The 26073-nt window shown below is 41.3% G+C and carries 20 protein-coding genes; 16 read left to right on the top strand and 4 right to left on the bottom strand.

Annotated elements, in window-relative coordinates:
* Nucleotides 1-396: 396 nt before the first annotated feature.
* The 6 genes from H6F92_RS10880 to H6F92_RS10905 all read left to right on the top strand — a co-directional run bounded on the left by H6F92_RS10880 (nt 397) and on the right by H6F92_RS10905 (nt 11143).
* Nucleotides 397-738 (top strand): DUF433 domain-containing protein, encoded by a 342-nt coding sequence (locus H6F92_RS10880; RefSeq protein WP_190357843.1) that lies wholly within the window; start codon nt 397-399, stop codon nt 736-738.
* A 51-nt stretch (nt 739-789) separates the two neighbouring features.
* Nucleotides 790-996 (top strand): DUF5615 family PIN-like protein, encoded by a 207-nt coding sequence (locus H6F92_RS10885; RefSeq protein ID WP_199308189.1) that lies wholly within the window; start codon nt 790-792, stop codon nt 994-996.
* Nucleotides 997-1015: 19 nt separating this feature from the next.
* A complete protein-coding gene (locus tag H6F92_RS10890; RefSeq protein ID WP_265795841.1) occupies nt 1016-1306 on the top strand; it encodes a Uma2 family endonuclease in 291 nt (96 codons plus the stop codon).
* Between the two features lie 169 nt (nt 1307-1475).
* A complete protein-coding gene (locus tag H6F92_RS10895) occupies nt 1476-4661 on the top strand; it encodes a hypothetical protein (RefSeq protein ID WP_190357844.1) in 3186 nt (1061 codons plus the stop codon).
* A 92-nt stretch (nt 4662-4753) separates the two neighbouring features.
* Nucleotides 4754-9277: a DUF6603 domain-containing protein gene (locus tag H6F92_RS10900; protein ID WP_190357845.1), complete on the top strand. Its 4524-nt coding sequence runs from the start codon at nt 4754-4756 to the stop codon at nt 9275-9277.
* Between the two features lie 21 nt (nt 9278-9298).
* Nucleotides 9299-11143 (top strand): hypothetical protein, encoded by a 1845-nt coding sequence (locus H6F92_RS10905; RefSeq protein ID WP_190357846.1) that lies wholly within the window; start codon nt 9299-9301, stop codon nt 11141-11143.
* A 210-nt stretch (nt 11144-11353) separates the two neighbouring features.
* Here the strand turns inward: H6F92_RS10905 and rpsD are convergent, their stop codons facing one another.
* Nucleotides 11354-11962: a 30S ribosomal protein S4 gene (gene rpsD / locus H6F92_RS10910; protein ID WP_002737433.1), complete on the bottom strand. Its 609-nt coding sequence runs from the start codon at nt 11960-11962 to the stop codon at nt 11354-11356.
* Nucleotides 11963-12707: 745 nt separating this feature from the next.
* Here rpsD and H6F92_RS10915 point away from each other — a divergent pair.
* The 5 genes from H6F92_RS10915 (at nt 12708) to H6F92_RS10935 (ending at nt 19004) form a co-directional block, all read left to right on the top strand.
* Entirely contained in the window at nt 12708-13208 is a 501-nt protein-coding gene (locus H6F92_RS10915) for a bifunctional nuclease family protein (RefSeq protein WP_190357847.1), read from the top strand.
* A gap of 224 nt (nt 13209-13432) precedes the next feature.
* Complete coding sequence (locus tag H6F92_RS10920) at nt 13433-14560, top strand: aldo/keto reductase (RefSeq protein ID WP_190357848.1); 1128 nt, start codon at nt 13433-13435, stop codon at nt 14558-14560.
* A gap of 132 nt (nt 14561-14692) precedes the next feature.
* Complete coding sequence (gene fba, locus H6F92_RS10925; protein WP_002744497.1) at nt 14693-15772, top strand: class II fructose-bisphosphate aldolase; 1080 nt, start codon at nt 14693-14695, stop codon at nt 15770-15772.
* Between the two features lie 191 nt (nt 15773-15963).
* The gene (gene ctpA, locus H6F92_RS10930; RefSeq protein WP_190357849.1) at nt 15964-17202 is read left to right on the top strand and encodes a carboxyl-terminal processing protease CtpA; all 1239 of its coding nucleotides are present in this window, start codon (nt 15964-15966) and stop codon (nt 17200-17202) included.
* Nucleotides 17203-17699: 497 nt separating this feature from the next.
* Nucleotides 17700-19004, top strand: a complete 1305-nt coding sequence (locus H6F92_RS10935; RefSeq protein WP_190357850.1) for an ABC transporter substrate-binding protein — start codon at nt 17700-17702, stop codon at nt 19002-19004.
* A 493-nt stretch (nt 19005-19497) separates the two neighbouring features.
* Here the strand turns inward: H6F92_RS10935 and psb30 are convergent, their stop codons facing one another.
* Nucleotides 19498-19617 (bottom strand): photosystem II reaction center protein Ycf12/Psb30, encoded by a 120-nt coding sequence (psb30, locus tag H6F92_RS10940; RefSeq protein WP_002736367.1) that lies wholly within the window; start codon nt 19615-19617, stop codon nt 19498-19500.
* A gap of 175 nt (nt 19618-19792) precedes the next feature.
* Between psb30 and H6F92_RS10945 the strand changes: the two genes are divergently transcribed.
* The 4 genes from H6F92_RS10945 (at nt 19793) to arsC (ending at nt 22481) form a co-directional block, all read left to right on the top strand.
* Nucleotides 19793-20131, top strand: a complete 339-nt coding sequence (locus tag H6F92_RS10945) for an ArsR/SmtB family transcription factor (RefSeq protein WP_002737698.1) — start codon at nt 19793-19795, stop codon at nt 20129-20131.
* A gap of 125 nt (nt 20132-20256) precedes the next feature.
* Nucleotides 20257-21402, top strand: a complete 1146-nt coding sequence (arsB, locus tag H6F92_RS10950) for an ACR3 family arsenite efflux transporter (RefSeq protein WP_190357851.1) — start codon at nt 20257-20259, stop codon at nt 21400-21402.
* 9 nt (nt 21403-21411) lie between these two features.
* Entirely contained in the window at nt 21412-22059 is a 648-nt protein-coding gene (gene arsH, locus H6F92_RS10955) for an arsenical resistance protein ArsH (protein ID WP_190357852.1), read from the top strand.
* A gap of 23 nt (nt 22060-22082) precedes the next feature.
* Complete coding sequence (arsC, locus tag H6F92_RS10960) at nt 22083-22481, top strand: arsenate reductase, glutathione/glutaredoxin type (protein WP_190357853.1); 399 nt, start codon at nt 22083-22085, stop codon at nt 22479-22481.
* Between the two features lie 352 nt (nt 22482-22833).
* On the opposite strand, the gene H6F92_RS10965 is transcribed toward arsC, so the two are convergent.
* Both H6F92_RS10965 and H6F92_RS10970 read right to left on the bottom strand, forming a co-directional pair.
* Nucleotides 22834-23715, bottom strand: a complete 882-nt coding sequence (locus H6F92_RS10965) for a universal stress protein (protein ID WP_190357854.1) — start codon at nt 23713-23715, stop codon at nt 22834-22836.
* Nucleotides 23716-23848: 133 nt separating this feature from the next.
* On the bottom strand, nt 23849-24049 hold the full coding sequence (locus H6F92_RS10970; protein WP_002739006.1) for an NblA/ycf18 family protein: 201 nt from the start codon (nt 24047-24049) through the stop codon (nt 23849-23851).
* A gap of 709 nt (nt 24050-24758) precedes the next feature.
* On the opposite strand from H6F92_RS10970, the gene H6F92_RS10975 reads away from it, so the two are divergent.
* Entirely contained in the window at nt 24759-26045 is a 1287-nt protein-coding gene (locus H6F92_RS10975) for an RNA-guided endonuclease InsQ/TnpB family protein (protein ID WP_190357855.1), read from the top strand.
* The last annotated feature ends 28 nt before the right edge of the window (nt 26046-26073 follow it).

The raw sequence follows: 26073 nt of genomic DNA on the forward strand, positions 1-26073 counted from the left end.
TATCACCACCCTAGAAGCTCTTGAACAAAAGTTTAAATTATCTCCTACAGATAATGAGCTATTCTTTCAGGAATGGTTTGATAGGTAACGGCGATGAATTTATGTTTATTAAAATGCTGACCCAAGGCGTTCCTCAATATGATTTTTCTAACATTTTTTCCCTGCTTTTACCCCGGAGAAATCAGTTAGAGGATATCTTGCAAATTCTCAAACAACTTGCTAAAATTATGATCATAAACAGGACGGGTTAAGAAATTAAAAAATGGTTAAAAAATCGCTCTTTATTCTAGCCCTATGTTAAAATAGGAAAAGCGATCCCGAAGGGATCTGCATTCGGTGGCACGCCCCTAATTACACCTACCCTCTCAAATCTTTCAACAAGCATGAGGAAACACTATGACTCTGAAAGAACTAAAAACCCAACTCTTAGCATTAACCCCTACCGAACAAGCTGAAGCTATAGAAATGCTCAATAAAATGATTAATAGTGATTCTTCAAGAATTACTAAAACGGCGGGGGTATGTGGTGGAGAAGCTTGTATTGAAAATACTCGTATTCCAGTATGGCTGTTAGTTAGTTTACGTCATCAGGGTTCAACCGATGCTGAATTACTGTCTTTTTATCCTCAACTTAATGCGGGTGATTTAGTCAATGCTTGGGCTTATGCCAAGGCATATCCAGAAGAAATTGAAACAGCGATTAAAGAGGAGGAGGAAGTAATGAAGCTAGAAATATAAGGGATTGTATGTCTTTATGTCGATGAACAATTTCCCTTGCTAGTTGTGCAGATGCTTAGAGATTTCGGACATAATGTTTTAACCCTAAATCGTCGTCATTTCATAAAACTTCATCTTGAAAAACCCAATCATTATGGTATTATTGTTTGTAGTGAAGATCGAGATTTAAACGGTCTAGCTCAACGGATTAATGACGCAATTACTAAAGAGAAATCTTTGGCAAATAAGTTAATTAGAGTAAAACGCCCTCAAAAGTAAATTTTAACAGCGATGAATTATTGTAGAAGTTCTTTCTCGATCAAACAGAGATTATGATCTGCTTCGCAGCGCCGTAGGCGTTCGGACAGATAAATTTGAATTTTATCGTTCTATTCCCGAGTTTCAAGAATATATTTTAATTGATCAATATCGCTTTTATGCAACTCAATATTTTAAGCAAGGGAATGGGCAATGGATTTTTAATGATTATAAAGGAGAAGAATCTGTGTTAAAATTAGCTTCAGATGAGTTTGAAATTTCCTTTCAAAAATTGTATGAAAGGGTTGATTTTGAATTAGATGAAGGGTAAAATCTTCTCAAAAATAAATCTCAAAAGGAGGATTAATGATGACATTAACAGAAGCTCAGATTAAATTACTTTTAAAAGCTCGTCAGCTTCCAAGGAAAATGAAGAGCGGACGCACACAAATCTTACCCTTCTTCACAACTTATTAATCTATTAACAGGTAGGTCAAATCATGGGAAACTTCCGAGCTATAAAGACCGAAACAGATGAGCGAGTTGAGTTTCAAGACAATGCTATTGATGTCATTACAAATTACTATCAATCTATACTCAAAGCGGCTTTAACAACTTTTAAGCCTAAAGCCGATTTTACGCCTAAAAACACACCAAAAACCAAGGGGAACTCGGACTTTGAGACTTCAATGAAAGAGTTCTGGGGAAAGGAATGCAACTTCAATGATTACCTCATTGGCTATATCTTACAAGACACCCATCTTTCTAAAGATGTTGACACACTTTTAGCTCGAATAGCCGATGAAGAAAATAAATACTACTGGAAATGGCTCGACGGTAACAATGAGGTAAAAGATACTGCTGGCAATCAAATAATACTGAACCGATTACGCATTGTAAATGCAAATTTGCTCAATAAAATTTTTGTAAGATTTGATAATAGTACAGGTAATAAGATAGGAGGAAAACACTGGATAACAAATGAAAAACCCCTTCAGGATCAAACCTTAATCGTGCCAGCCATTGCTATCAGCCCAGAGGGATCTTATACAAATGGCACTGACTTATATTACGGTGTTTATGTAAATCCTAACGCTAGATTGCTTTTTCTGGATAATAGTGAAGATACCCAAAGATATAAATACGGAAAAAAAGATGGTTCTAATGATTATGAGATAAAGCGAACTTACAAGTATGATGAAAAAATAAAAAATAAAGATGAAGAGCGTGATAACGAAGACGCTGAATATTTTTTAGGAAAAGGAAATGAGCAATATCGTTATTTGTGGGAATTAAGAGGTCAAATCAATAAGTTGGGTGATAAGGAGAAGGGGAAGAATACTGTAACTACAACTAGACAAAATGTCTTTACACTACCAAAAAAAGAGGATGACGCGGAGAATAAGTTATTGAGAGACAGAATTCATTTCAAAAAGGATGATGGAAAAGATGATACTGAAAGAAATGATAAAGAAACAGAAAAAGCTAAAGCCTTAGCACATCAGGCGGCTTGCGAGCTTCCTAAGGGAAACTATCACTGTTTTTACCACAATAACGGGGAAACTTTAATGGGACATATCTCCGCCGTAAATATAGGCGAGGGAGGGCGTGGAAGTAGTGGCTATCCTATGCGTGCCGATAAGGTGAATGAGGTAAACTATAAATGGTTAATTAATTTGCCTGATGGAGATGCAAATTTTCCCTTAGCAAAATTATGGAGTTATTTGTTTGAATTAAATCCAGACTTTTTAGTAACATCAGCTAATTCTCCAGCAATTAAACAAAACCGCACAACTAACACATCTGATGCTTTCTACCCTACTAATTGGCCTTACGACAAAGTCAAAAAAGATGGATTTAAAAATCCTGTCATTGGTAGTATAAATAGTTTGATTCAATATTATAAAACATTTAATCCGTCAGAACCTAAGAGAAATAAGCCTCTAAAAGACCCATTTCCGCCTCGCGTTACGAATCCGAGCATTCCTGGTTATGATTATAAATTTGATATCAAAAAAATTGAAATATCTGTAAAGTTAGACAATACTGGCTACCGGGTATGGAAAAAGTTCAACGCTGGTGGACAAGACCTCACTTTAGGTTTTAACGAAAATGAACGAGTAGATGCGGGGAAAACGATGGCAGAAGCCTTGAGTGATTTTCATGTATATCCTGGGATGAAAGCCAGTAATATCACGCCTAAAATAACTGATTCTAAATTATCGGCTACCTCCTTTGCTAAATATGTACTAGGACAGCTTAATGATGATGATGTTAAGAAGCAATGGCGCAAAGATAATAAACTAGATGCAAATGCTACTGTTGATGCTTCTAGTTTAAAAACCGATCAAGAATGGTGTCACCTGTTTGGTCATGGGGATGGCGGTCCAGAAGAATTGGGTAATTTTGTTTCTGGTAGCAAACACTGCAACACCGAACAACTGGCAATTGAAACTGGTCAACGTCGCGTCAGTCAAAATACAACCGATTTTACAAAAGATGAACGAGGTAAATTAAAAGCCCGAATTACGGCTTATTTGATACCGAATGCGGGTACATGGGTAACAGGAGGAAGTTATACGCAAGAAAGTTTAAATGAAAAATTAGGTATTGACAAGGAAAATCCTCAGCTGGACTTAGTAACACAAAGAGATAAATTTTTTGAAGGCGTGCCGTTAGCAAAGCCAGTTAAATATAGATTAAAAACAGATGGTTCTGGTAACATAGATGATCAGGCTCTTAGAACAGCTTTTAAAGCCTTGTCAGATGAAATTAGTAATCCTGCTACTGATGCAAATAAAAAGAAACAGCTTTTCCAATTCCGGCACAATTTAGAAAGACATTTTTTCATGTATCTGCCAATAGCCCGTTGGATGCGCTACAAGCTTTATTATAATGGGCAAAAGGTGTTTGACCACATCTACGATGCTCAAAGTGAAAGCATAAACTTACATGAATGCCAGATCCTTGATTACATGGTAGAAAGAGCGTTGTATATAGCAATGGGTAAAGAGTCTAAGTACAAGCAAAAAATTAAAAGCCGTGTAGAAAAACTGATACCTAGCGCGGAAGAAGCGGGTATTATCGGCAAAGTTTTAGATTTAGATCAAAAACTTCATAAAATATTCAATAACCTGAAGTCAATAGACGGGTTTGCAGAACAAATAGTAACGGAAATATCTAGAATAAAGAGGATTCTACAAAATTCTACTCCTGATTTTCTAAACATAAATCTAGAGCAACTAGAGACAAATTGCAGCGACCTAGAAACAGCGCTTAAAACGGCCAATACTGACATTGAATCCCAAATAACTACTTACACTGAAATTAAAAAAGATTTTAACAAGATGACCGTAGAACAGCTAAATCAAAGCCAACTTAAATTGATTATTACAGACACAGGTTTGGGGAGTAAAATTCAGGATTTGAAGACAAAGGTTGAGGACATGCAGAAAAGTCAAGCAACTATACAAACTAACATTAATAAGATGAAAGAAGAACTTGCGAAACCCAACCCTAATAGAGAAGCAATGGAAGTTGACAGCATTGGGGAACAAGCCGAAGGAGTTAAGGGAAAGCGTAAAAGAACAGAAGAAGCTCAATCAAACTTGAATAAATTGATTCGCCCCGTGAAAAGACAAAAAAGTGAGCTTGAAAATTATAATAAAATTAGTGATGAGAACTGAGAAGAGTAAATAAGGGTCATAATTTTATTAATTATGTCTAACAATTTATTGCTTAAAATTCATCTATCCCATTAAAAAACCAACCTACTTACATGAGCAATCCCCACCTTCAATCCATCAAAAACCAACTCAACTTAGGTCATTTGACACTGGATCAGAATGCCATCGGTTCAGCTTTAGCTAATCAACTTCAACAAGCCTTTTCTGGAGAAATATTACAACTTGAGGGAGTAAAACAACCCATCACTGAAACGGATGATTCCTTGCATTTTCAAGCAAGAATACCTTCATTACTGGGAGTAAGACTGCAAGCTGTCGAAGGCATCTTTTTTGTATATAATGGTCAGTTAGAATACCTTCTAAAAGCCACACTCCCGAAAGTTTGGGATTTTTCTTGGTCTTATCCCGACCTTCCCGATTATACTAATTTTGGCAACTTAGATCCAGATGCGGGCAATCAACCCTCACTTTTTTACGACTTACGATTTCCCTCTGATAAGCCGATGGTACTGGTTTTTTCTTCCCACAATTTTCAGAAAGATCAAACCCCAAAATCCTATCTCACATTACTAGATACTACCTTAAATATTAGTAAAATTCATCAGGGGCTAAATTTTGTTTCAGAGATAGCACTTTCAGAGATGCCACTTTTACATACACTAATAGAATTTGCGGGTTATAAAGATTCATCTTTACCTTTTTATGGATATATAAATCAACAACCTGAATACGAAGAAATACGCTTAGAGATAGAACTAAATTTTACTAAAACCTATGAAAATATTTTCAGTTTTGGGATTTCTTCACTTGTCTTGCATACCAGCATCTCTCTTTATGCTAACTATATAGGATCGGGGATTAGCTTTTTAGGGGGAGTTACCATAGGAACCTCAAAAACACCTAAAAACGTAGAGATAGTCTGGCCCGTAGGGAGTACACAACTCATCATCGAAAATGCAGAACCTATTCCTTTTCCCGGTTTCGATACTTTTACTAACTTATTAAGTGGTCATTTACCCAACAATAGCGATACCTTTCCTCTGGAAATAAACTCATTAAGTACCCTAGAAATTCGTGAATTATCCTTACACTTATCCCTAAGTCCACTGAAGGTATCTTATATTGTCTTAAGTATCGGTACCACAGCAAACTGGAATCAACCCTTATTAGGAAAAGCATTAACAATTGAAAGTTTATTATTACGCTGGGAAGTTAGCCCCGGAGATCCGACTCCTATTCGTTTTTATCTTCTATCCGCTTGGAAGGTGGGAGGGGGTTTAGTAAACGCTTCAGCCGTCTTTCCTGACTTTGCTTTTTATGGTGAACTTGGCTTATATCAAACCATCGCCCTAGACCAAATCATCGAGGAAATAATCCCCAATGCTCACCTGCCACACATCTCTATATTAGACCTTGCGATAAGTGCTGATATCAAACAAGGGTTATACGCCTTTGAAATAGAGATGGCTAGTGATTGGGAATTGAACTTGGGAGGAACTTCTATCTTACCCCTTAAATATTTGCATCTAGAGATAGAAAAGAATCTTGGTGGTAGCTTTGCTACAATTAACAGTGTTCTGACTATTGCCGGGGTAGATATAATTCTGCTGGCGACTAATGCCAACGAAAGTGGGGGTTGGACTTTTGCCGGAAGTACCAGACCCGGACAGCAAATTCCCATCGGACTGTTAATAAAAGATTTAGTAATGACCTTTGGAATAAAAGATGGAGGTTTTCCCAAAGCTATTGAGGGATTAGTAGTTGAAAATATAGCAACTTATTTCAATACTGAAACAAAGAATTTCTACTTTACCTGTGAATCTATATTGGAGATCGAAGAAGAAATAATTGATGTAATTCTTCAAATTAATATCATCCAACAATTAGACGGTTCTTATAAAAAACACTTTGACGGACATATCACCATTGGCAGCTTAAAATTTGCCCTCATTTTCGAGACAGATAAAACCTCTACTAATTTCCTCGCCGCTTACCACGATGAAAAAACGGTCAAAATTAAGGACTTAATTGGTTATCTTGACCCCCAACTCAAAGATGAAATTCCCGAAGGGCTAGAAATAAGCCTCAAAGATGCCCTATTTGTGTATGCTAAACAACAAAGCTTAACTAACTTTCTCTTTGGTTTAAATATTGGTGGTGGCATTAACCTGTCTAACCTTCCCTTAATCGGACAGGAATTTCCTCCCAATGAAACCCTTAAAATTTCCCTACAAGTCTTAGTAACTAAAGCGAATTTTACAGCCACAGAACTACAAACTTTCAATACTTTATATCCTGACGGTGGTATTAAACTCCCCACCACCGAGATTAAACAACGCCTAGACCTAACCCCTTCGATTCAACTGGGAAGCGAAATCCAACAATTACAACTCCCCATCGCTATTAATAAAAATACGGGTCAAATCCAAGACACCGGTTCCTCCTCCAATAACACCAATTCCGTTGTCACTCCCTCAGCGACTCCTACTCCCATTGATGATGGAACTAAATGGTTTCAAATGCAAAAAGCCTTTGGCCCTGTTCACTTTCAGAGAGTTGGTATTAAATACCAATACTCAAAAATCTGGGTTTTGCTGGATGCGGGCTTATCTTTAGCTGGACTTTCCCTCTCCCTCGATGGACTTGGCGTTAACTCCCCCCTCAATCAATTTGACCCCAAATTTGACCTTAAAGGCATCGGCATCGACTACAAAGGCAGCGATACCCTAGAAATCGGCGGCGCATTCCTCAGAACCCAAGTCACCAAAGACGGAAAAACCTACGACGAATACGATGGGGCGGCTGTCATCAAATTCAAAGCGAAAGGCAAAGACCTCACCCTTTCTGCCATTGGTTCCTATGCTTATGTTGATGGGCATCCCTCCCTCTTTATCTACGCCCTCCTCGACTATCCCATCGGTGGACCATCCTTCTTCTTCGTCACTGGATTAGCCGCCGGGTTTGGCTATAACCGCGCCCTCAAAGTCCCCACCATTGACCAAGTTGCCACCTTCCCCCTCGTTGCCGAAGCCATTAGCCCTCCTCCTGCTGAAGGCTCTAACTTAGACAAAGCTGCACGACTGACGGAAGAACTAAACAAACTTCGAGACTACATTCCTCCCGAAACCGGACAAATATTCCTCGCCATTGGCGTTAAATTCAACTCCTTCAAAACCATTGATGCCTTTGTTCTGCTTACCGTCGCCTTTGGCAACCGCTTTGAACTGAATATCTTGGGTTTAGCCACCCTCATCGCCCCCCCCAATCCAGGCCCAGGAGTCTCCCCGGTTGCCGAGGTACAACTTGCCCTCAAAGCCAGTTTCCTGCCGGCGGAAGGTTTCCTCGGTATTATCGCCCAACTTACCCCCAACTCCTATATCCTCTCTAAAGCCTGTCATCTCACTGGGGGTTTTGCCTTTTATACATGGTTTGCCCCTAACGAACATGACGGTGATTTTGTCCTCACTTTAGGAGGTTATCATCCCCTCTTTAAAGTCCCAGACCATTATCCGAAAGTTCCTCGCCTTGGGCTTAATTGGCAAGTTAGCCCAGAACTTTTCCTCAAAGCCGATGCTTATTTTGCTCTAACTCCCTCCGCTATTATGGCAGGGGGACACCTCCAAGCCACTTGGAATAGTGGTCCTCTGAGTGCTTGGTTTAACGCCGGGGCAGACTTTCTCATGTCTTGGAAACCCTATCACTATGGTATTCCTATCTATGTTGATATGGGGGTTTCCTATACTTTCCAATCTTTCGGGACTCAGCATATTACCGTTCAATTAGGGGCAGATTTACACATCTGGGGACCCGAATTTACAGGGATTGCCCATATTCATCTTTGGATTATTTCCTTTGATGTGCGCTTTGGTAGCAGTGCTTCGCAAGAACCCACAGCCATTAAATGGGAAGAATTTAAACCCTCTTTTCTCCCTGCTAATGATGCTATTTGTAGCATTGCTGTTAAAGATGGTTTAGTCAGGAAAGTTAATGAAGATGATAAAACAGATTTAGGGATCATTAATCCTAATGATTTCTGCTTAGTCACTAATTCAGTCATTCCCATTAAAACTTGTCATGTTAATCTTAATACTCAGGGAATTAATACCAAGTTTGGCATTGGCCCCATGGCAGTAACAGCCTCTGAGCTAACCTCAGAATTAACGATTAGTATTAATAAAAATGGTACAACGCTAAACTCAACAGAATTTGACGAAGATTTTGCTTGTATTCCCCTATTTAAAAAAGTTCCCATCGCACTTTGGGGCGAATCTTTAACCCCTAGTTTGAATGGTAATCAATTTATTGAAAATACCCTATCTGGATTAGAAATTAAACCTAAAAAACAACCAAAACCAGGAGCAACTCAAGCCATTAATCGCCGTGAATTACAATTTAGCCCTGTTTCGATTGATAATGCTTATCATTGGCAGACAATTGGCACTTTTCAGGAGGAAACCACTAAAGATATTAGTAGCACTATTGTAGATAACACAGTCAAAAACACCAGAGATAATTTACTAAAAGCACTCAATTTAAACAGTGAAGAAATTAATCTCAGTAAAACAATTGCCGATCATTTCTTAGGTCAGCCTAAAATTGAAGTTTTAGCCAATTAACCACTATTAAAGGAGTCAAAAATGCCAGAAACTACCACCACTGAGCCCACGAAAATTGAATTTATTCAGTATCATCAACGAGCTTTAAAAGATGGTGATTATGAGATTACTGTTACACAAAAAATAAAAGTTACACAAGAAATAAAAGGAGAAAAAATCACAACCGATAACTCCTTTAGTATTACTAGAAAATTTTCTGTATCAGGAGAACGCTTTGAATTAAAACCTACAGACATCCACGCTGTATTTCCCCCTGATGGTAGCTTAGGGGAACATTCCAATGTTTTACCCCATATTATCCTAAACCGTAGTACCTTACCTTGGGAACGTCAATCTGTTAGTAATAATAATGATACTGCTTGGTTAGCTTTATTATTATTTGAAGAAACAGAAAACCCCGAATCCAAAATTATTACCCTAGAAATCTTAAAAGATATTAATAGTTATACTGCTAAATTTCCTAATTTTACCCTAGAAAGTGGACAACATAAAGACGATAAAGTAATAATTATTGATGTCCAGAAACAGTTATTAGAAAAAATTTTACCCACTAAAAAAGACTTAACTTATCTTGCTCATGTTCGTCAAGGAACAGATGAGCAAGGAAAATTAATCGGCGATGAATTAGCCGTTATTATTTGTAATAGACTCCCTCAAAAAAGTGGCAGAAGTATCGTCCATCTGGTTTCCTTAGAAGGACGTTATAATAATAACGGTTTTGATTTTCAGGGAGCAGGAAATAATGATAAGATTCGTTTAGTTAGCCTAAAAAGTTGGAGTTTTTCTTGTGTTGATGAAAAGCAAAGTTTTAAAGGACTTTTGACCCATCTTAACCGAGAACCTAGTACCCTAAGATTGCCCCAAGTTAATAATACTGAAGCCGAAAAATATCTATCTATGGGTTATGTTCCCCTACCCCATTTTTTACGACAAGGAGGTAAAACCTTCTCTTGGTATCATAGTCCTTTAATCACGGGAAACAACCCTAACAATAACATCACCTTACCCATTCGTACAGCAGATGAATTAATCATTTATAATCCTGATAATGGTATATTTGATGTTTCATACTCTGCCGCTTGGGAATTAGGAAGATTACTCGCTTTACAGAGTAAAAATTTATCCGTTAGTCTCTATAATTGGAAACGCGCTCATAGACAAAGCTTACAAAATGTAGAAACTCATTTACCTGTTTATAATCAACCTAATACGGAACTTCCTGATAGTATTTCTAATTGGTTTAGAGATTTAAGTCTTCTTAAAGGTGTACCCTTTAATTATCTCGTTCCCGATGAACAGATGTTACCTGTAGAATCAATTCGTTTCTTCTATCTTGATTCCCTTTGGATAGAATGCCTATTAGATGGAGCCTTTAGTATTGGTCGAGTAACTACATCAGATCATAAACAGGATCAAGAAAATAAAACAAATCCTGCTGTTAACAATTACCCCATAGTAACTGGTTTTTTACTCCGTTCAGATGTGGTGTCAGGTTGGCCGGGTTTACTCGTTGATGGTTATAATGAAGATGATATAAACAAGATTGAATTACTACGGATGGAACGTCTTTCTGCTAATGTTTTAATCTGTTTATTTAAGGGAGAAATCAAAACATTAGATATTCACCAAAAACCAGAAACCTTACATTTCGGACTAGACTTGGATGATGAGAAGAAAACCTACAAACAATTGAGAAGTGGTAAAAACATTGATTCTCATGTTTTTCCTTGGAGGGATGAAAATAAAAAGGTCATCAATATTAACAACCTAGCTATAGCTATTAAAAATAGTAGCTCATTTACCTCTGCTCAATTGGCTTTAGAGATGATTGAAGGAGTAGAAAAAGTGAGATTTATTGGTTCTTAAAAACCTATTAACTAGGTAGGCATTAAAAATTATCAGATGCCCCCCTTATTAAGGGGGGACTAAGGGGGGATCAAACCTAAAATCCATTTTAAATTTAATTATAACCAGCTACTTAGCATCGTATTTTTGCTATCTTTCAACCTAAATTTAACCAATAAAATAAGGACGCTGCCAATTGCGTCCTCAAGGTATCTGGAAAAGGCTTTTTTCCTAGACTTTCCGAGAGTAGTATTCCACTACTAACAGTTCATTAATCGAGAGGGCAATCCATTCTCTTTCCACAACGCCATTCACTTTGCCCACAAGGGTGTTTTTGTCAAATTCCAAATGACTCGGCAGATTGGCTAAACCGGGGTATTCCATATTTCTTTTGACGAGATCCTGGGAACGCTCTTGATTTCTAACTCCAATCACATCACCCGGACGGCACTGATAACTGGCAATATCCACAACTCTACCGTTAACGGTGACGTGACCGTGATTGACTAATTGTCGCGCCCCCGGAATTGTCCCAGCCATACCGAGGCGGAAAACGGTATTATCAAGACGCATTTCTAGGAGTTGCAGCAGCACTTGACCAGTGGAACCAGTAGCCCGGCGAGCTTTGCGGACATAGCGAACTAATTGTTTTTCGCTGACACCGTAGTTAAAACGCAGTTTTTGTTTTTCTTCTAGACGAATGGCATATTCTGAACGTTTTTTGCGGGCCTGGCCATGTTGCCCCGGTGCATAGGCACGACGGGCATTTTTACGGGTTAGGCCCGGTAATTCCCCTAAACGACGCACAACGCGCAAGCGCGGTCCTCTATAACGAGACATACAGACAGTCTGCTCCTATTTAAATTTATCCCAAAACTATTATCATAGCACAAATTAAGTAATTTATTTGGGGTGTGGGAAGTGGGGTAGTGGGAAAGTGGGGAGGTGGGGTGTAGGGTGTAGGGTGTAGGGTGTGGGGTGTGGGGAGAATAAATAAAAGCAATCTCCTGAATACTGACTCCCGACTCGGAGAATACTGATCACTGATTACTGATTACTGATTACTGATCACTGATTCAAGCCTGACGGCAGCTGATGTATTTTTTTCATCGGAAATTTTGGGTCTGAAACCCCGCCGTTCTAGGTTGGCTTTACGTTAGAATTAAAAGGCCAGTCTCGAAAACCAAGTGGACGGCGCAGCACCTTGAAAACTCGGCTTAGGGGGTTCCGACCAGAAAAGCTTGGCCGGGTAAAAAGTCGCGCGCAACAAGTACAAGAAGCTATAGGCGGTCAACGTACCGTGGGACACACGGAATCGGGCTTCTGAAATGGGGCGAAAGTCTGTGGACTCTGTGTAAGACAGTACATGGTTTTTTAACTGTGGTATGCGACGGTGGTGGAAGCAGAAACTTAAATCGTGAGGTTTAGGAATCGCCGCACTTTTAGGGCGGCGAGGATGTCAATAAAGATGAGGCTAATCCCTGCCATCTTAGGGCATACTGTGAGTGTAACGAAGCACCATATTATTCAGGTTGCTTTCCCACTCCTTCCCTAGCTGAATCTCTATATTGGAGAAGCCATAGTCATGATCGAAATGAAAGTCGCTGGAATTGCCCTAGACGCTATCACTCGCAGTCCCATTGTACTGCTGAAGGATGGTTCCGAGCGTCGCGCCCTACCTATCTACATCGGACAAGATCAGGCTAAGGCCATTATCACCGTCCTCGAACAACAAAAACCCCCTCGTCCCCTCACCCACGATTTGATCGCTAATATTTTTAAAGTTTGGGACATGGATTTAGAAAAGATTATCATCCATTCTCTCCAAGATAATACCTTTTATGCTGTTCTCTGTCTCCAGCGCGGCGAAGTCAAAAAAGAAATCGATTGTCGTCCCAGTGATGCGATCGCCATTGCCCTGCGTACCAACAGTCCTGTCTGGGTAATGGAAGAAGTGATCGCTTCCGCTTCTATCCCTGTCGATCGTGACGCGGATGAGCAGGAACGTCAAGCTTTTCGCAATTTCGTCTCCAATCTTAGCCCCTCAGACCTGATCCAACGTCGCGGTGATTTTAGTGATCAGTGAAAATTCAGGAGATATAGGAGATAGGAGACAGGAGACTCCGAGACAGGATTCAGTAGTCAGGAGATGGCTTTTATTTATTCTCCCCATTTCCCCATTTCCCCATCACCCCATTTCCCCATTTCCCCATCACCCCATCACCCCACACCCCATCCCCCAATACCTTCTAACTGACAACTGACAACTGATAACTGATAACTGATAACTGATAACTGATAACTGAATCAATGCGTTATCGACGATTTGGCCGTACTAATTGGCAATTTTCGCTGTTTTCCCTGGGGACAATGCGCTGTTTGTCCTCAGAGTCGGTGTTTACTGCAACAGTCGATCGCGCCCTAGAATTGGGGATTAATCACCTAGAAACAGCCAGAGGTTACGGTAATAGCGAAGTTTTTCTCGGTCGCTATCTGCAGCGTCAAGGGGTGCGGGAGCAAGTTTATGTGACCACGAAATTAGTCCCCACTCCCGATCGCCAAACTATGGAAAAAGCGATCGCCGAATCCCGAGAACGATTACAATTAAATTACCTCGATTGTCTAGCAATTCACGGTATTAACACCCGCGAGCATTTAAACTGGATTAAAGACCCGCAAGGCTGCATGAAAGCCGTTTTTCTGGCCCAAGAAGCTGGAAAAATCGGTCATATTGGCTTTTCTACCCATGCACCCCTAGAAATTATTCTGGAGACGATCAATACAGATTTCTTCGCTTTTGTCAATATCCATTACTATTTTTTTTGGCAAAGACAGCAACCGGCGATCGCTTTAGCCCAAGCAAAGGACATGGGTGTGTTTATTATTTCCCCTGCTGATAAGGGAGGGGGTCTCCACAGACCTCCCAAGAAGCTAGAGGAATTATGCGCTCCTTTTTCACCCTTAGAGCTAAATTATCGCTTTTTATTGAGCGATCCGCGCATTACTACCCTCAGCGTCGGGGCAGCGATACCAGAGGAATTAGAGACAATTATTAACGTATGCGAAGGAGATCAGCCCCTAGATGCGGCAGAAATTGCCGTTTTTAAGCGTTTAGAGGCACATTTAACCGATAAATTGGCTACAGATTTATGTAGCCAATGTTATCAATGTTTACCCTGTCCCGAAAATATTAATATCCCTGAAGTGTTGAGACTGCGGAATCTGGCAGTAGCTTACGAAATGACCGATTTTGGCCAGTATCGCTATCGAATGCTGGAAAATGCCGGTCATTGGTTCCCCGGACGCAAAGCGAATAATTGTACTGAATGCGGTGATTGTTTACCTCGCTGCCCGGAAAAATTGCCGATTCCCCGGCTGTTATTTGATACACACGAACTACTTAACGGCCCGCCGCGACGGAGATTGTGGTCATCTTAGGACGAAACCCGAAAAAATTTTTTTTGGGGATCGTCAAAGTGTAAAAACTATCTTAAGATTAACAGGTAAGAGAATTAACTTTCTTGAATTTAAAGAGACAAAAAACAAGAAATAGATTAAGGAGTAAAGGATATGGCACTCGTCCCCATGCGGTTATTGTTGGATCACGCGGCTGAGAACGGATATGGCATCCCCGCTTTTAACGTAAATAATATGGAGCAGATCCAAGCGATCATGCAAGCGGCGGCAGCCACCGACAGCCCCGTTATTCTACAAGCTTCTCGCGGTGCGCGCAAATATGCAGGGGAAAACTTCCTGCGTCACTTGATCACCGCCGCGGTGGAAACCTATCCTCATATCCCCATCGTGATGCACCAAGATCACGGTAATGAACCCGCCACCTGCTACTCGGCGATCCGTAACGGTTTCACCAGTGTCATGATGGATGGTTCCTTAGAAGCGGATGCTAAAACTCCCGCCACCTACGAGTACAACGTTAACGTTACTGCTGAAGTGGTAAAAGTTGCCCACTCGATCGGTGCTAGTGTGGAAGGAGAACTCGGTTGTTTAGGTTCCCTAGAAACCGGTAAAGGAGAAGCGGAAGACGGCCACGGTTTTGAGGGAGAATTAGATCACTCGATGCTGTTAACCGATCCCGATGAAGCGGTGGATTTCGTCGAAAGAACCCAAGTAGATGCTTTAGCAGTAGCCATTGGTACTAGCCACGGCGCTTACAAATTTACCCGGAAACCCACCGGCGAAATTCTCGCTATTAGCCGCATTGAAGAAATTCATAACCGCTTACCCAATACTCACTTGGTTATGCACGGTTCTTCCTCGGTTCCCGAAGATCTCCTCGAATTAATCAACCAATTCGGTGGCGCTATCCCTGAAACCTACGGTGTTCCCGTGGAAGAAATCCAAAAAGGCATCAAGAGTGGTGTGCGTAAAATCAATATCGACACCGACTGCCGTTTAGCAATTACCGCCGCAGTTCGGGAAGCGCTATTCAGCAACCCGAAAGAGTTTGATCCCCGTTTCTTCCTGAAACCCTCGATCACGTATATGCAGAAAGTTTGTGCCGATCGCTATCAACAATTTGGTACCGCCGGTAACGCCAGCAAAATCAAACAAATGTCCCTCGATGACTACGCAGCCAAATATGCTAAAGGGCAATTAACCCAAGTCAGCAAAAAAGTTGTGGCTGTCTAGTAGCTGAACTATTAAGCGATCGCTTAATAGCACCGATCTAGCAGAATTTTTTGGGGTGGTTAACCATAACTACCCTCTTTTTTATGGGAATGCCTTCAAGGGAAAGAGTTACCAGATAAGAATCGATTTCAGAGAAAAGACTATACTGAAAATAATCAGCAGATCAGCACTTGATTTATAAGAGAAGCAAGATGAGAAAAAAATCGTTGTGGGTGGGATTATTAGTGGGATTTTGGTTTTGTCTGACTTGGATGGCATGGACACCCACAGCAGCCGCCTTTAGCGAAGAACAAAAATTATTACTACAATCTTGGCGATTAGTCAACCAATCTTATTATGATGACACATTTAATCATCAAAACTGGTGGCAGGTGCGGGAACAATTCATCAAAAAACCCCTCAACGACCGGACGGCGGCCTACAATGCGATCGAACAGATGTTAGCCACCCTCGATGAACCCTTTACCCGTCTCTTGCGACCGGATCAATACCATAACCTACAAATTAGCACCACGGGGGAATTATCGGGGGTAGGACTGCAAATTAATATCAATCCAGATAATGGTTACTTAGAAGTAGTTGCCCCCCTTGCTGGTTCTCCTGCTGAGGCCGCTGGTTTGACTAGCCACGATCGCATTTTGTTTATTGATGGTATCGATACCACTACTTTAACCCTCGATGCGGCGGCGGCAAAAATGCGCGGGACTGCCGGAACAGAAGTTTCCTTAGTTATTCTTCCCTATCAAAAAAGTCAACCAAAAACCCTATCTTTAACCCGTCAACGCATTTCTTTAAGTCCAGTGGTAGCGGTTTTGGATAAAAATTCTAGTTCCTTGCCGATCGGTTATGTGCGCTTAAATCAATTTAGTGCTAACGCTGCCAAAGAAGTCTCGGAGGCAGTGACGAATTTACAAAAACAAGGGGCAAAGGGTTATATTTTAGATTTAAGAAATAACCCCGGTGGTTTACTGCAAGCGGGCATAGAAATCGCTCGGATGTGGATTAATCAGGGAACTATCGTTTATACGGTTAATCGCGAGGGAATTGCCGATAGTTTTGCCGCTTCTGGTAATGCTTTAACCGACTCGCCTTTAGTCGTTTTAGTCAATCAGGGAACCGCCAGCGCCAGCGAGATTTTAGCCGGAGCATTACAGGACAATCAACGGGGGGTTTTAGTGGGAGAAAAGACTTTCGGTAAGGGATTAATTCAGTCCCTATTCGAGTTACCCGATGGGGCAGGATTAGCGATTACCGTCGCTAAATATGAAACTCCTGCCCACCATGATATTCATAAGTTAGGAATTATCCCGGATCAAGTGGTGGCACAGGAACCGATCACCTATGAGGAAATCGGCACCGAAAAAGATAGTCAATACCAAACGGCAATTCAGTTTTTAAACCAGAAGACCGTTTTAGCCAAAGCTTCCTAAGTGGGGTTTTCAGTTATCAGTTACCAGTTATCAGTTATCAGTTATCAGATGCGAGTTTTCAGGATTCTTCGTTACTTGGTATAGTTCGATCGGGGGGCATAAATCGACTAAATCCTTATCTGGCAAGAGACTTAATTGATTAGTTCGTTAGAGAGGGAAAACAATTGACAAAGATCGCATCAATGTCTTTATATATAAGGGTTTTATCCCTTATAGCCCCGTTTATTGCCTAAGACAAACAAAAAGAACCGTTTTCAGTTTACTGTTTACTGTTTACTGTTTACTGGACGGCTACGCCGTGCCTTTGGCAACACTGAAAAAACTTCCCACACACCACACCCGACGGCATAAATCGAACAAATTAGCCATTTTTTCGATCAATATCTAAATTAAGATGAAAACCTGTTTGATTTGGAGAGAATGCTAACATCGATTAGAATTTTCCCAGTCAGGGTTTTTCAGCCTTGCAACCTTAACTCATCCTTGATTTTACTGCCATGCAGAGATATATTCGATCGCCCCTAGCCCTAACCCTGAGCATCAGCCTCTTAGCTAATTTTTTAACCGCTTGTAATAATGCCCAAACCCCCGATAACAACGCCTCTAGTCCCACCACCACTGGCCCCGGTGATCAAGGCTTAAAATTAGGGGCTTTACTGCCCATTACCGGAGATTTAGCCGCTATTGGTCAAAATATGCCCGAAGCGGCTGCCCTAGCGGTAGAGACTATCAATGCCTGTGGTGGAGTCAATGGCAAACCCGTCACCCTCGTGAAAGAAGATGACCAAACCGATCCCGCCGCCGGTGCTTCGGCGATGACGAAACTAGCGGAGGTGGATAAAGTAGCCGGTGTGATCGGTTCCTTTGCCAGTAGCGTCTCAGGAGCAGCCGTCGATGTGGCGGTGAGAAAGAACGTTATGTTAGTCTCTCCGGGTAGCACCAGTCCTGTATTTACTGACAGGGCGAAAAAAGGCGATTTTCAAGGTTTTTGGGCGCGAACCGCTCCCCCGGACACCTACCAAGCTCAAGCTTTAGCTGTCCTAGCTAAGAAAAAGGGTTTTCAAAATGTGGCCACCGTCGTGATCAATAACGATTACGGAGTCGGATTTGAACGGGAATTCGTGAGTGCTTTCGATAAATTAGGCGGCACGATCACTAATAAGCAGAATCCTGTCCGTTATGACCCGAAAGCTGCCACTCTCGATAGTGAAGCGGCGGCTGCCTTCGCTAACCAACCGGATGCTGTAGCGGCAGTCCTTTACGCTGAAACGGGCAGTTTATTACTACAAGCGGCCTATAAACAGGGGTTGACCAAAGGAGTTACTGTCCTCCTCACCGATGGGGTTTATTCGGAAGATTTCACCAAACAGGTGGGGAAAGGAACCGATGGTAAGTCAATTATTGCCGGCGCCCTAGGCACGGTCCCCGGGGCCAACGGTCAAGCTTTAAGCGCTTTTACTACTCTCTGGAAAGAAAAAACCGGCAAGGATGTCACCGCTTTTGTTCCCCATACTTGGGATGCGGCGGTTTTATTGATGTTAGCGGCCGAGGCGGCTAAATCTAACACTGGTGAAGGGATTCAAAGCAAGATTCGTGAGGTGGCTAATGGTCCTGGGACGGAAGTAACCGATGCTTGTCAAGCTATGGAAATGATTCGCAAAGGCGAGGATATTAACTATCAAGGGGCCAGTGGCAATGTGGATATAGATGAAAATGGCGATGTAGTCGGTAGTTATGATGTCTGGACTGTTAATGATGACGGCACTCTCAAGGTTATTGATAAGGTGACACCCAATCAGTAATCAGTGATCAGTAATCAGTAATCAGTAATCAGTAATCAGGAGATTGCTTTTATTTATTCTCCCCACTACCCTTATCATACTTTGTGCTTTTTGTCAAAAAAACTTTTTTTTTGCAATAAAACTACACAAAAAAAAGATCATCGTTGTGGGTGAAATTGACTCATTTACCCGTCTTGATTAGGATTACCTTCTAGGTGTGGCAAGGGTTTCAGCCACTGCTGCCCAAAAAAGCACAGAATAGCCCATTATGAAATTCAGTAAAATCGCTGTAACCATCATAACATCGTTGTTAAATAAAAATCTTTCTCAATTAATTTTTAAGAATTTGTAAATATTGCGGAATGTTAATTTAAATATTCTCAACTTTCTGGAGTCAATGAATAAATTTTGCTTATACCTTTTCCGATTAAGATCCTGTCTTTTAGACAAAAAATCTCTCCCTAAAGAGGAGAGAAGTCAAAAAAGCACGAATAACAATGGGGAGAGGTGGTTTTTATAGGTCACCACCACGAAAAGCTAGTAGGAAAATGACAAAGGGGCCAGCTAACATGATTAGCGCCACGAAGGTGAGTTGAAAAATGGGTTCTAAATTGAGAGCCGCAAATAATTCCATGATGTCTCCTAACCTGTTTACAATAATTTTAAGGGCTAATCTGGTCAAAACCATTGTCTATCATACAGGGGATGATTCGCTGGTTTTCCTGATTCGATACAAAAATACATAAAGTTTTGTTGCAATTCTGAATTTTCCCGCTTTCCTATTTCCTTCCCACCGAGGGACTATCTCAATGTTCAACTCTCTGACCACATCTCCCGACTCGTTAACCCAAATTTACACTGGTTTTCAGGCACTCTCGGATCCCCTACGGCTGCAAATTTTGCAACTGTTGCGACATCAGGAATTATGCGTCTGTGAATTGCGCGACCATCTCGATATCGCCCAATCTAAATTATCTTTTCACCTAAAAACGCTAAAAGAAGCCAATTTAGTCCGCAGTCGTCAAGAAGGTCGTTGGATCTACTACAGCCTAAATCTATCTCAATTTCTTCTCCTAGAAGAATATCTATCCGAATATCGTCGTTTTGCCGCCCTCGTCCCCGCTCGTTTCTGCGAGGAAAATCAGTAACCGATCAAGATTTTTAGAAATATTAAAGCTTTATGACTGGCTTTTACCCTTGACATATCAACTTTTTTTGAAATAATAAAGGTGGATTACCCAATCTCCCATCATTCCCTTTCCACCTTTGTGCGATGACTAATCAAATCAATCCTAAAGCCGCCAAAGCTGGTGGTAGCCTTAGTGTTTTTGAAAAATATCTTACCCTTTGGGTTATTTTCTGTATTTTGGCGGGAATTGCCCTCGGTCGGTCATTTCCGGACGTAGCGCGGACTTTAGATGCCATGAGTGTCTATAACGTTTCTATTCCGATCGCCATCTGTCTTTTCTTCATGATGTATCCGATCATGGTTAAGATCGACTTTTCTCAAGCTCTTCGGGCTGCCCGTACTCCCAAACCAGTTATTTTAACTTTAGTGGTTAATTGGCTGATCAAACCCTTTACCATGGTGGCGCTGGCTCAATTTTTTCTCGGCTGGCTGTTTCTGCCTTGGTTGAGTCAAACGGAGATTATCCGAGGACAGACGGTAAGTTTAGCTAGTTCCTACACTGCTGGAGCTATTTTACTAGGAATTGCACCCTGTACGGCCATGGTCTTGATGTGGGGCTATCTTTCCTACAGTAACCAGGGTCATACCCTAATTATGGTAGCAGTCAATTCCCTAGCGATGCTTTTTCTCTACGCTCCTCTAGGTAAATGGTTGCTGGCAGCTAATAATTTTGTAGTGCCTTGGCAGACCATTGTTTTTTCTGTGTTAATCTACGTTGGTTTACCGCTTATTGCCGGTATCTATAGCCGTCACTGGATTTTTAAACATAAAGGACGGGCCTGGTTTGAATCGCGTTTTCTTCACTATCTCAGTCCTGTGGCAATCACTGCCTTATTGTTAACCTTAATCCTCCTCTTTGCTTTCAAAGGCGATTTAATTGTTAGTAATCCCCTGCATATTTTCCTGATTGCTATTCCCCTCTTTATTCAAACTAATCTGATTTTTTTACTTAGTTATGTAGCCGCTCTCAAACTCAATTTAGTTTACGAAGATGCCGCTCCCGCTGCTTTAATTGGTGCTAGTAATCATTTTGAGGTAGCGATCGCCACTGCGGTGATGTTATTCGGATTGAATTCGGGGGCTGCTTTAGCGACAGTAGTGGGGGTATTGATTGAAGTACCTGTGATGTTAATGTTGGTAGAATTCTGTAAAAAAACCGCCTTTTGGTTTCCCAGAGATACAGAAAAAGCCACCCTTCTCGATCCTCGTTGCTTGAGTTCTTACAAATAATTATTCACCATGATCCAATCGACTCACAAACCGAGAATTCTTTTTCTGTATGGCTCTTTGCGGGAACGTTCCTACAGTCGTTTACTAGCAGAAGAAGCTGCCAGAATTATCACTGAATTTGGGGCAGAAGTGCGCTTTTTTGATCCCCGTGAATTGCCGATTTATGGCAGTGTTCCCGATACTCATGCCAAGGTGCAAGAATTACGAGAATTAAGTCAATGGTCTGAGGGTCAAGTCTGGTCATCTCCCGAACTTCACGGCAATATTAGCGGCATTATCAAAAACCAAATTGATTGGATTCCCTTAAGTATTGGTGCGGTTAGACCTACTCAAGGACGCACTTTAGCAGTTATGCAAGTAAGCGGAGGTTCCCAATCTTTTAACGCGGTTAATACTCTGCGAATTCTTGGTCGTTGGATGCGAATGTTTACTATTCCTAATCAGTCTTCGGTGGCTAAAGCTTATCAGGAGTTTAACGAGGATGGCACGATGAAAGATTCCCCCTATCGAGATCGAGTTATTGATGTGATGGAGGAACTTTATAAGTTTACCATTCTCCTGCGAGATCAGGTAGATTATCTGACCGATCGCTATAGTGAAAGGAAGGAAAAAGCCGCCCAAGAAATAGCCACAATTGCCCATAAAGCTATTAATTAAATCAATTTCTAGGAGTTAAAATCATGAAAAAAGTCATGTTTGCCTGTAGAAAAAATTCCTGTCGTTCCCAAATCGCCGAAGGTTTCGCTAAAACTTTAGGTGCGGGTAAAATTGCTGTCACCAGTTCTGGATTAGAAGCGGCCAAAGTTCACCCCGGTGCAATCGCAGTTATGGAAGAAATTGGTATCGATATTACCGACCAAACTTCTAAACCAATTAGGGATTTTAATCCCGAAGATTACGATGCCGTTATCTCCCTATGTGGTTGCGGTGTCAATCTGCCGGAAGGATGGGTTTTACAGGAAATTTTCGAGGATTGGTTAATTGATGATCCCGATGGTCAACCTATCGAAACTTTTCGCCGAGTTCGCGATGAAATTAAGGCTAAAGTTGTGGGATTAATCGAGCAGTTAAGTAGGTAGGTGTTAAAAGTTTTCATATCCCCACCTTATCAAGGAGTTTGGGTAGGGTTGATTCATGAATCAACCCTACTATGAATCAACCCTACTATGAATCAACCCTACTATGAATCAACCCTGCTATGAATCAACCCTACTATGAATCAACCCTAGGAGGGGCAGCGGAGATCAGAGGCAAAATCTATCTTTAATTTAATTATAACTACTTACTTAAGTTAACTTTCCCCAAAAAATTTTCGGCTCTCTTGTCGTTTGTGTGATAGATTTTAGCGATCGAATCTGTCTTCCTCTCTGTGTCCTTTGTGCCTTTGTGGTTTATCCAACCCAGCTAAACCAAGAGGGTCTTTTTTCTAGCTTATCCCTTCGGTGAGAAAAATAATAAGGGGAACCACAGTTGATGAAGAATATCTTCATTAATCCGACGCACGGCTAACCATTCCAACATATTGGAACGATGGCAGGTGGCCACAGCGATCGCACTGATATCATCTTCTTCTGCTGCCGTCAAAACTTCTAATACAGGTGTTCCTTGTCGCACTTGGCTCTGTACTTGCAAACCGAGTTTTTCTAGTCGCACTTGCACCGATTCTAATTCCCGACGGGCATCATTTAAACGAGATTCGGTGACACCGGGATCGCGACTGATATTTTCCACTACCCGGACGAGGAGGCATTGCTCAAAAGACCCAGGGGAGCGAGTTTGAGCGTATTTTTCTATCTGTTCAATTAGATAAATTGCGTCGGGACTGCCATCGTAGGGAATTAATAAATGTTTCCAGAGATGCTGACAGCGCAGGGCTAATTCATCGTGAGTATAAACTGATAATAATTGCGGTCGGAAAATCAGCAGCGGAATATCGGTAATACCTGCGATCGCTAAACTGGTACTACCGAATAATTTTTCTTGGACAGCGCCGCGCCGGGGATTTCCCATCAAAATCACGTCGATAGAATGATGGGCGAGGATTTCCCGCACGGCATCCACGGGACGACGGTTAGAGATTTCGACAATAACTGTCATACCGTCGGGAATATTTGCTAAAGCTGGAGATAATTTTTCTTTGGCCGCATCAATTTTTGCTTGATCTACGGCAGCTAGGGTGAGTTGTTCCCAAATCGGAATACTGTGGAGGAAGATAACTTGTTTTAAGCCGCTCAGGGCTAAGTGTGGCACACAATGGACAAGACGATGGAGACCATCGAAAAGATCTGTACAGATCAAAGCGCGCTCGAACATAAATTAACCCCTAGCAATTCGGTTATTCTTCCCTAAGAATAGCTAAAAAGGTGAAGAAATGCGCCCCGCATCCCTAGCTCGTTTCCGCAGAAACCCAGCCGGAGAAAGAGGTCGCCCGCAGGGGTGAAATGAGTTACTGGGGGGCCCAGGGATTAGAATCTAGACCCCACTGGTGTTTGAGAAAAGCTTTGTACATATTTTCTCTGACCATCATTTGTTCGTAGAGCTTGATCAGGAAGTCCTGCGCTTGCTCCTGACTCATTTTTTCTACCTGAGTCTGAAAAGAACGAATGTTGAACTGTTGTTCTAAGGAAAGTTCGATCGGTTGAGACATGGTGTTCCTCCTCGATGAAGACAGTGGTTGATAACAAGCGAGATGGGTGATTGGTATCACCTTTTTTAACTAATGTAACAAATACTTGACAAAGTGTCAATGTATCTGTAAAGAGGGTTTTGCTTTTTTCCTCTCGTTAGCTAGGATACCCCGCCGCCAAAAGGAAAGAAGCATATAATGATACATTTAGCAAGAGTTTTCAGAAAATTTTGCTTACTGTGAACAAATACTTAAGTAGTTATACCTATTTTTCCCTAGGGCAGCCCGGAGCGAGGGAAAATATTTGACAAATTGTGTAAACATTCTGTAATAATCGAAGAGAGCGACATAAATCGGGTAAGTTGAATGATTAGCCCTGTTAACAGCTAAAAACGTAACCCCTAGATCCCGTCCCTCTCGTTGAAATCGTTAAGGATAGTCAAAATTGACGGACACAGCCGCTATCGTGCAGAAACTACAAGCTTATCGCTGGGAAACATCCTCCTTAGCTCTGTTTGCCTTAAAAAAATCAGCATACAGGCACGGAATGTCGCACAAGTTTTTACCTAAAATGTCGGATGAATGCCCCCGCTACATTTTTCGACAAGATACTCAGCTTTGCGGGGGATGAAATCCGACCAGAATATCAACCGCGGAGCATCGGTTTAATTCCACCATCTGTGGGTAAACTGTGTTATAAATAACTTAGGCAAGGGTCGAGGATTGTTAGATGCTAGTCGTAGAAGCGAAGCTAAAAAACGGAACACCAGAGCAATATCACCGGCTCGATGAAGCTATCAGAACTTCTCAGTTTGTGCGTAATTCTTGTGTTCGTCATTGGCTGGACAATCAAGGGACAACCCGCAATGATCTCCAAAAACTTTGCGCGGTACTAGCTAACAATAAAGAAACACCTTGGGTTAATAAATTAAACTCTCAAGCTCGTCAATCTGCTGCTGATAGAGCTTGGCAATCAATTAGTACATTCTATAAAAATTGTCATGCTAAGATACCAGGGAAAAAGGGTTTTCCTCGGTTCAAAAAGCATAGCCGTTCCGTTGAGTACAAACTAACAGGCTACAAACTATCTGATGATCGACGTAAAATCAAGTTCACTGATGGCTTTAAAGCAGGAGAATTTGATTTATGGTGTAGTCAAAAAACCTTAGTTTATTATTCAGAGCAACAGATTAAACGGGTAAGAGTTATTAGACGTGCTGATGGTTATTATTGTCAGTTTTTGATTGACGTAGAACGGCAAGAATACCATAAACCAACGGGACAAATAACAGGAATTGACTTAGGGTTAAAGGAATTTTATACTGACGCTCAAGGCAATACTGTGGAAAATCCACGTTATTTAAGCAAGTCAGAAAAACGACTTAAAAAAGCACAAAGTAGATTATCAAAACGATTTCGTCAAGGAAAGAAACAGTCTAATAACTATCACAAGCAACGGGTAAAAGTAGCTAGGCTTCATCTTAAAGTATCAAGACAACGTAAAGACAAAGCAATTAAAGACGCTGTGGCGTTAGTCCAGTCTAATGATCTGGTAGTTTATGAAGCTTTAAAGGTAAGAAACTTAGTCAAAAACCGTAAGCTTGCCAAGTCAATTAGTGATGCTTCTTGGTATCAATTCACCGAATGGTTGAATTATTTTGCCAAGATTTATCGGATTGTCTGTATTGCTGTACCACCGCATTTCACTTCTCAAGATTGTTCAGTTTGTGGGACGAGAGTGCAAAAAACATTAAGCACTAGAACTCATCAATGTCCTAACTGTAAAACAGTCTTAGATAGGGATCATAATGCAGCAATAAATATTCTTAAAAAAGGGTTACAATATTTGGGAAATTATCTCAACGGTACTGTTGGGCAAACAGAAACCGACCCAAACGCCTTGGGAGAGTCCGGCCTCTGGATTCTTAATGGAGACATTGAGAATCTAAGCTGTCTCGTTGAACAAGGAATTTCTAACAGCAATGTGGAAAGAATCCCCCGTCACAGCGTAGCTTGACGGTGGGAGTATGTCAAATCACCCTATA

The organism is Microcystis wesenbergii FACHB-1317, from assembly GCF_014696875.1.
GTDB classification, from domain to species: domain Bacteria; phylum Cyanobacteriota; class Cyanobacteriia; order Cyanobacteriales; family Microcystaceae; genus Microcystis; species Microcystis wesenbergii_A.

Bases quoted from the DNA above. Each gene is read 5' to 3' on its own strand.
- H6F92_RS10895 (WP_190357844.1), top strand. From the start codon at position 1,476: ATGGGAAACTTCCGAGCTATAAAGACCGAAACAGATGAGCGAGTTGAG.
- arsC (WP_190357853.1), top strand. From the start codon at position 22,083: ATGAAAAAAGTCATGTTTGCCTGTAGAAAAAATTCCTGTCGTTCCCAA.
- H6F92_RS10970 (WP_002739006.1), bottom strand. From the start codon at position 24,049: ATGTCTCAACCGATCGAACTTTCCTTAGAACAACAGTTCAACATTCGT.
- H6F92_RS10945 (WP_002737698.1), top strand. From the start codon at position 19,793: ATGTTCAACTCTCTGACCACATCTCCCGACTCGTTAACCCAAATTTAC.
- H6F92_RS10965 (WP_190357854.1), bottom strand. From the start codon at position 23,715: ATGTTCGAGCGCGCTTTGATCTGTACAGATCTTTTCGATGGTCTCCAT.
- H6F92_RS10880 (WP_190357843.1), top strand. From the start codon at position 397: ATGACTCTGAAAGAACTAAAAACCCAACTCTTAGCATTAACCCCTACC.
- arsB (WP_190357851.1), top strand. From the start codon at position 20,257: ATGACTAATCAAATCAATCCTAAAGCCGCCAAAGCTGGTGGTAGCCTT.
- H6F92_RS10885 (WP_199308189.1), top strand. From the start codon at position 790: ATGCTTAGAGATTTCGGACATAATGTTTTAACCCTAAATCGTCGTCAT.
- H6F92_RS10975 (WP_190357855.1), top strand. From the start codon at position 24,759: ATGCTAGTCGTAGAAGCGAAGCTAAAAAACGGAACACCAGAGCAATAT.
- rpsD (WP_002737433.1), bottom strand. From the start codon at position 11,962: ATGTCTCGTTATAGAGGACCGCGCTTGCGCGTTGTGCGTCGTTTAGGG.
- H6F92_RS10900 (WP_190357845.1), top strand. From the start codon at position 4,754: ATGAGCAATCCCCACCTTCAATCCATCAAAAACCAACTCAACTTAGGT.
- fba (WP_002744497.1), top strand. From the start codon at position 14,693: ATGGCACTCGTCCCCATGCGGTTATTGTTGGATCACGCGGCTGAGAAC.
- ctpA (WP_190357849.1), top strand. From the start codon at position 15,964: ATGAGAAAAAAATCGTTGTGGGTGGGATTATTAGTGGGATTTTGGTTT.
- H6F92_RS10920 (WP_190357848.1), top strand. From the start codon at position 13,433: ATGCGTTATCGACGATTTGGCCGTACTAATTGGCAATTTTCGCTGTTT.
- psb30 (WP_002736367.1), bottom strand. From the start codon at position 19,617: ATGGAATTATTTGCGGCTCTCAATTTAGAACCCATTTTTCAACTCACC.
- arsH (WP_190357852.1), top strand. From the start codon at position 21,412: ATGATCCAATCGACTCACAAACCGAGAATTCTTTTTCTGTATGGCTCT.
- H6F92_RS10905 (WP_190357846.1), top strand. From the start codon at position 9,299: ATGCCAGAAACTACCACCACTGAGCCCACGAAAATTGAATTTATTCAG.
- H6F92_RS10915 (WP_190357847.1), top strand. From the start codon at position 12,708: ATGATCGAAATGAAAGTCGCTGGAATTGCCCTAGACGCTATCACTCGC.
- H6F92_RS10935 (WP_190357850.1), top strand. From the start codon at position 17,700: ATGCAGAGATATATTCGATCGCCCCTAGCCCTAACCCTGAGCATCAGC.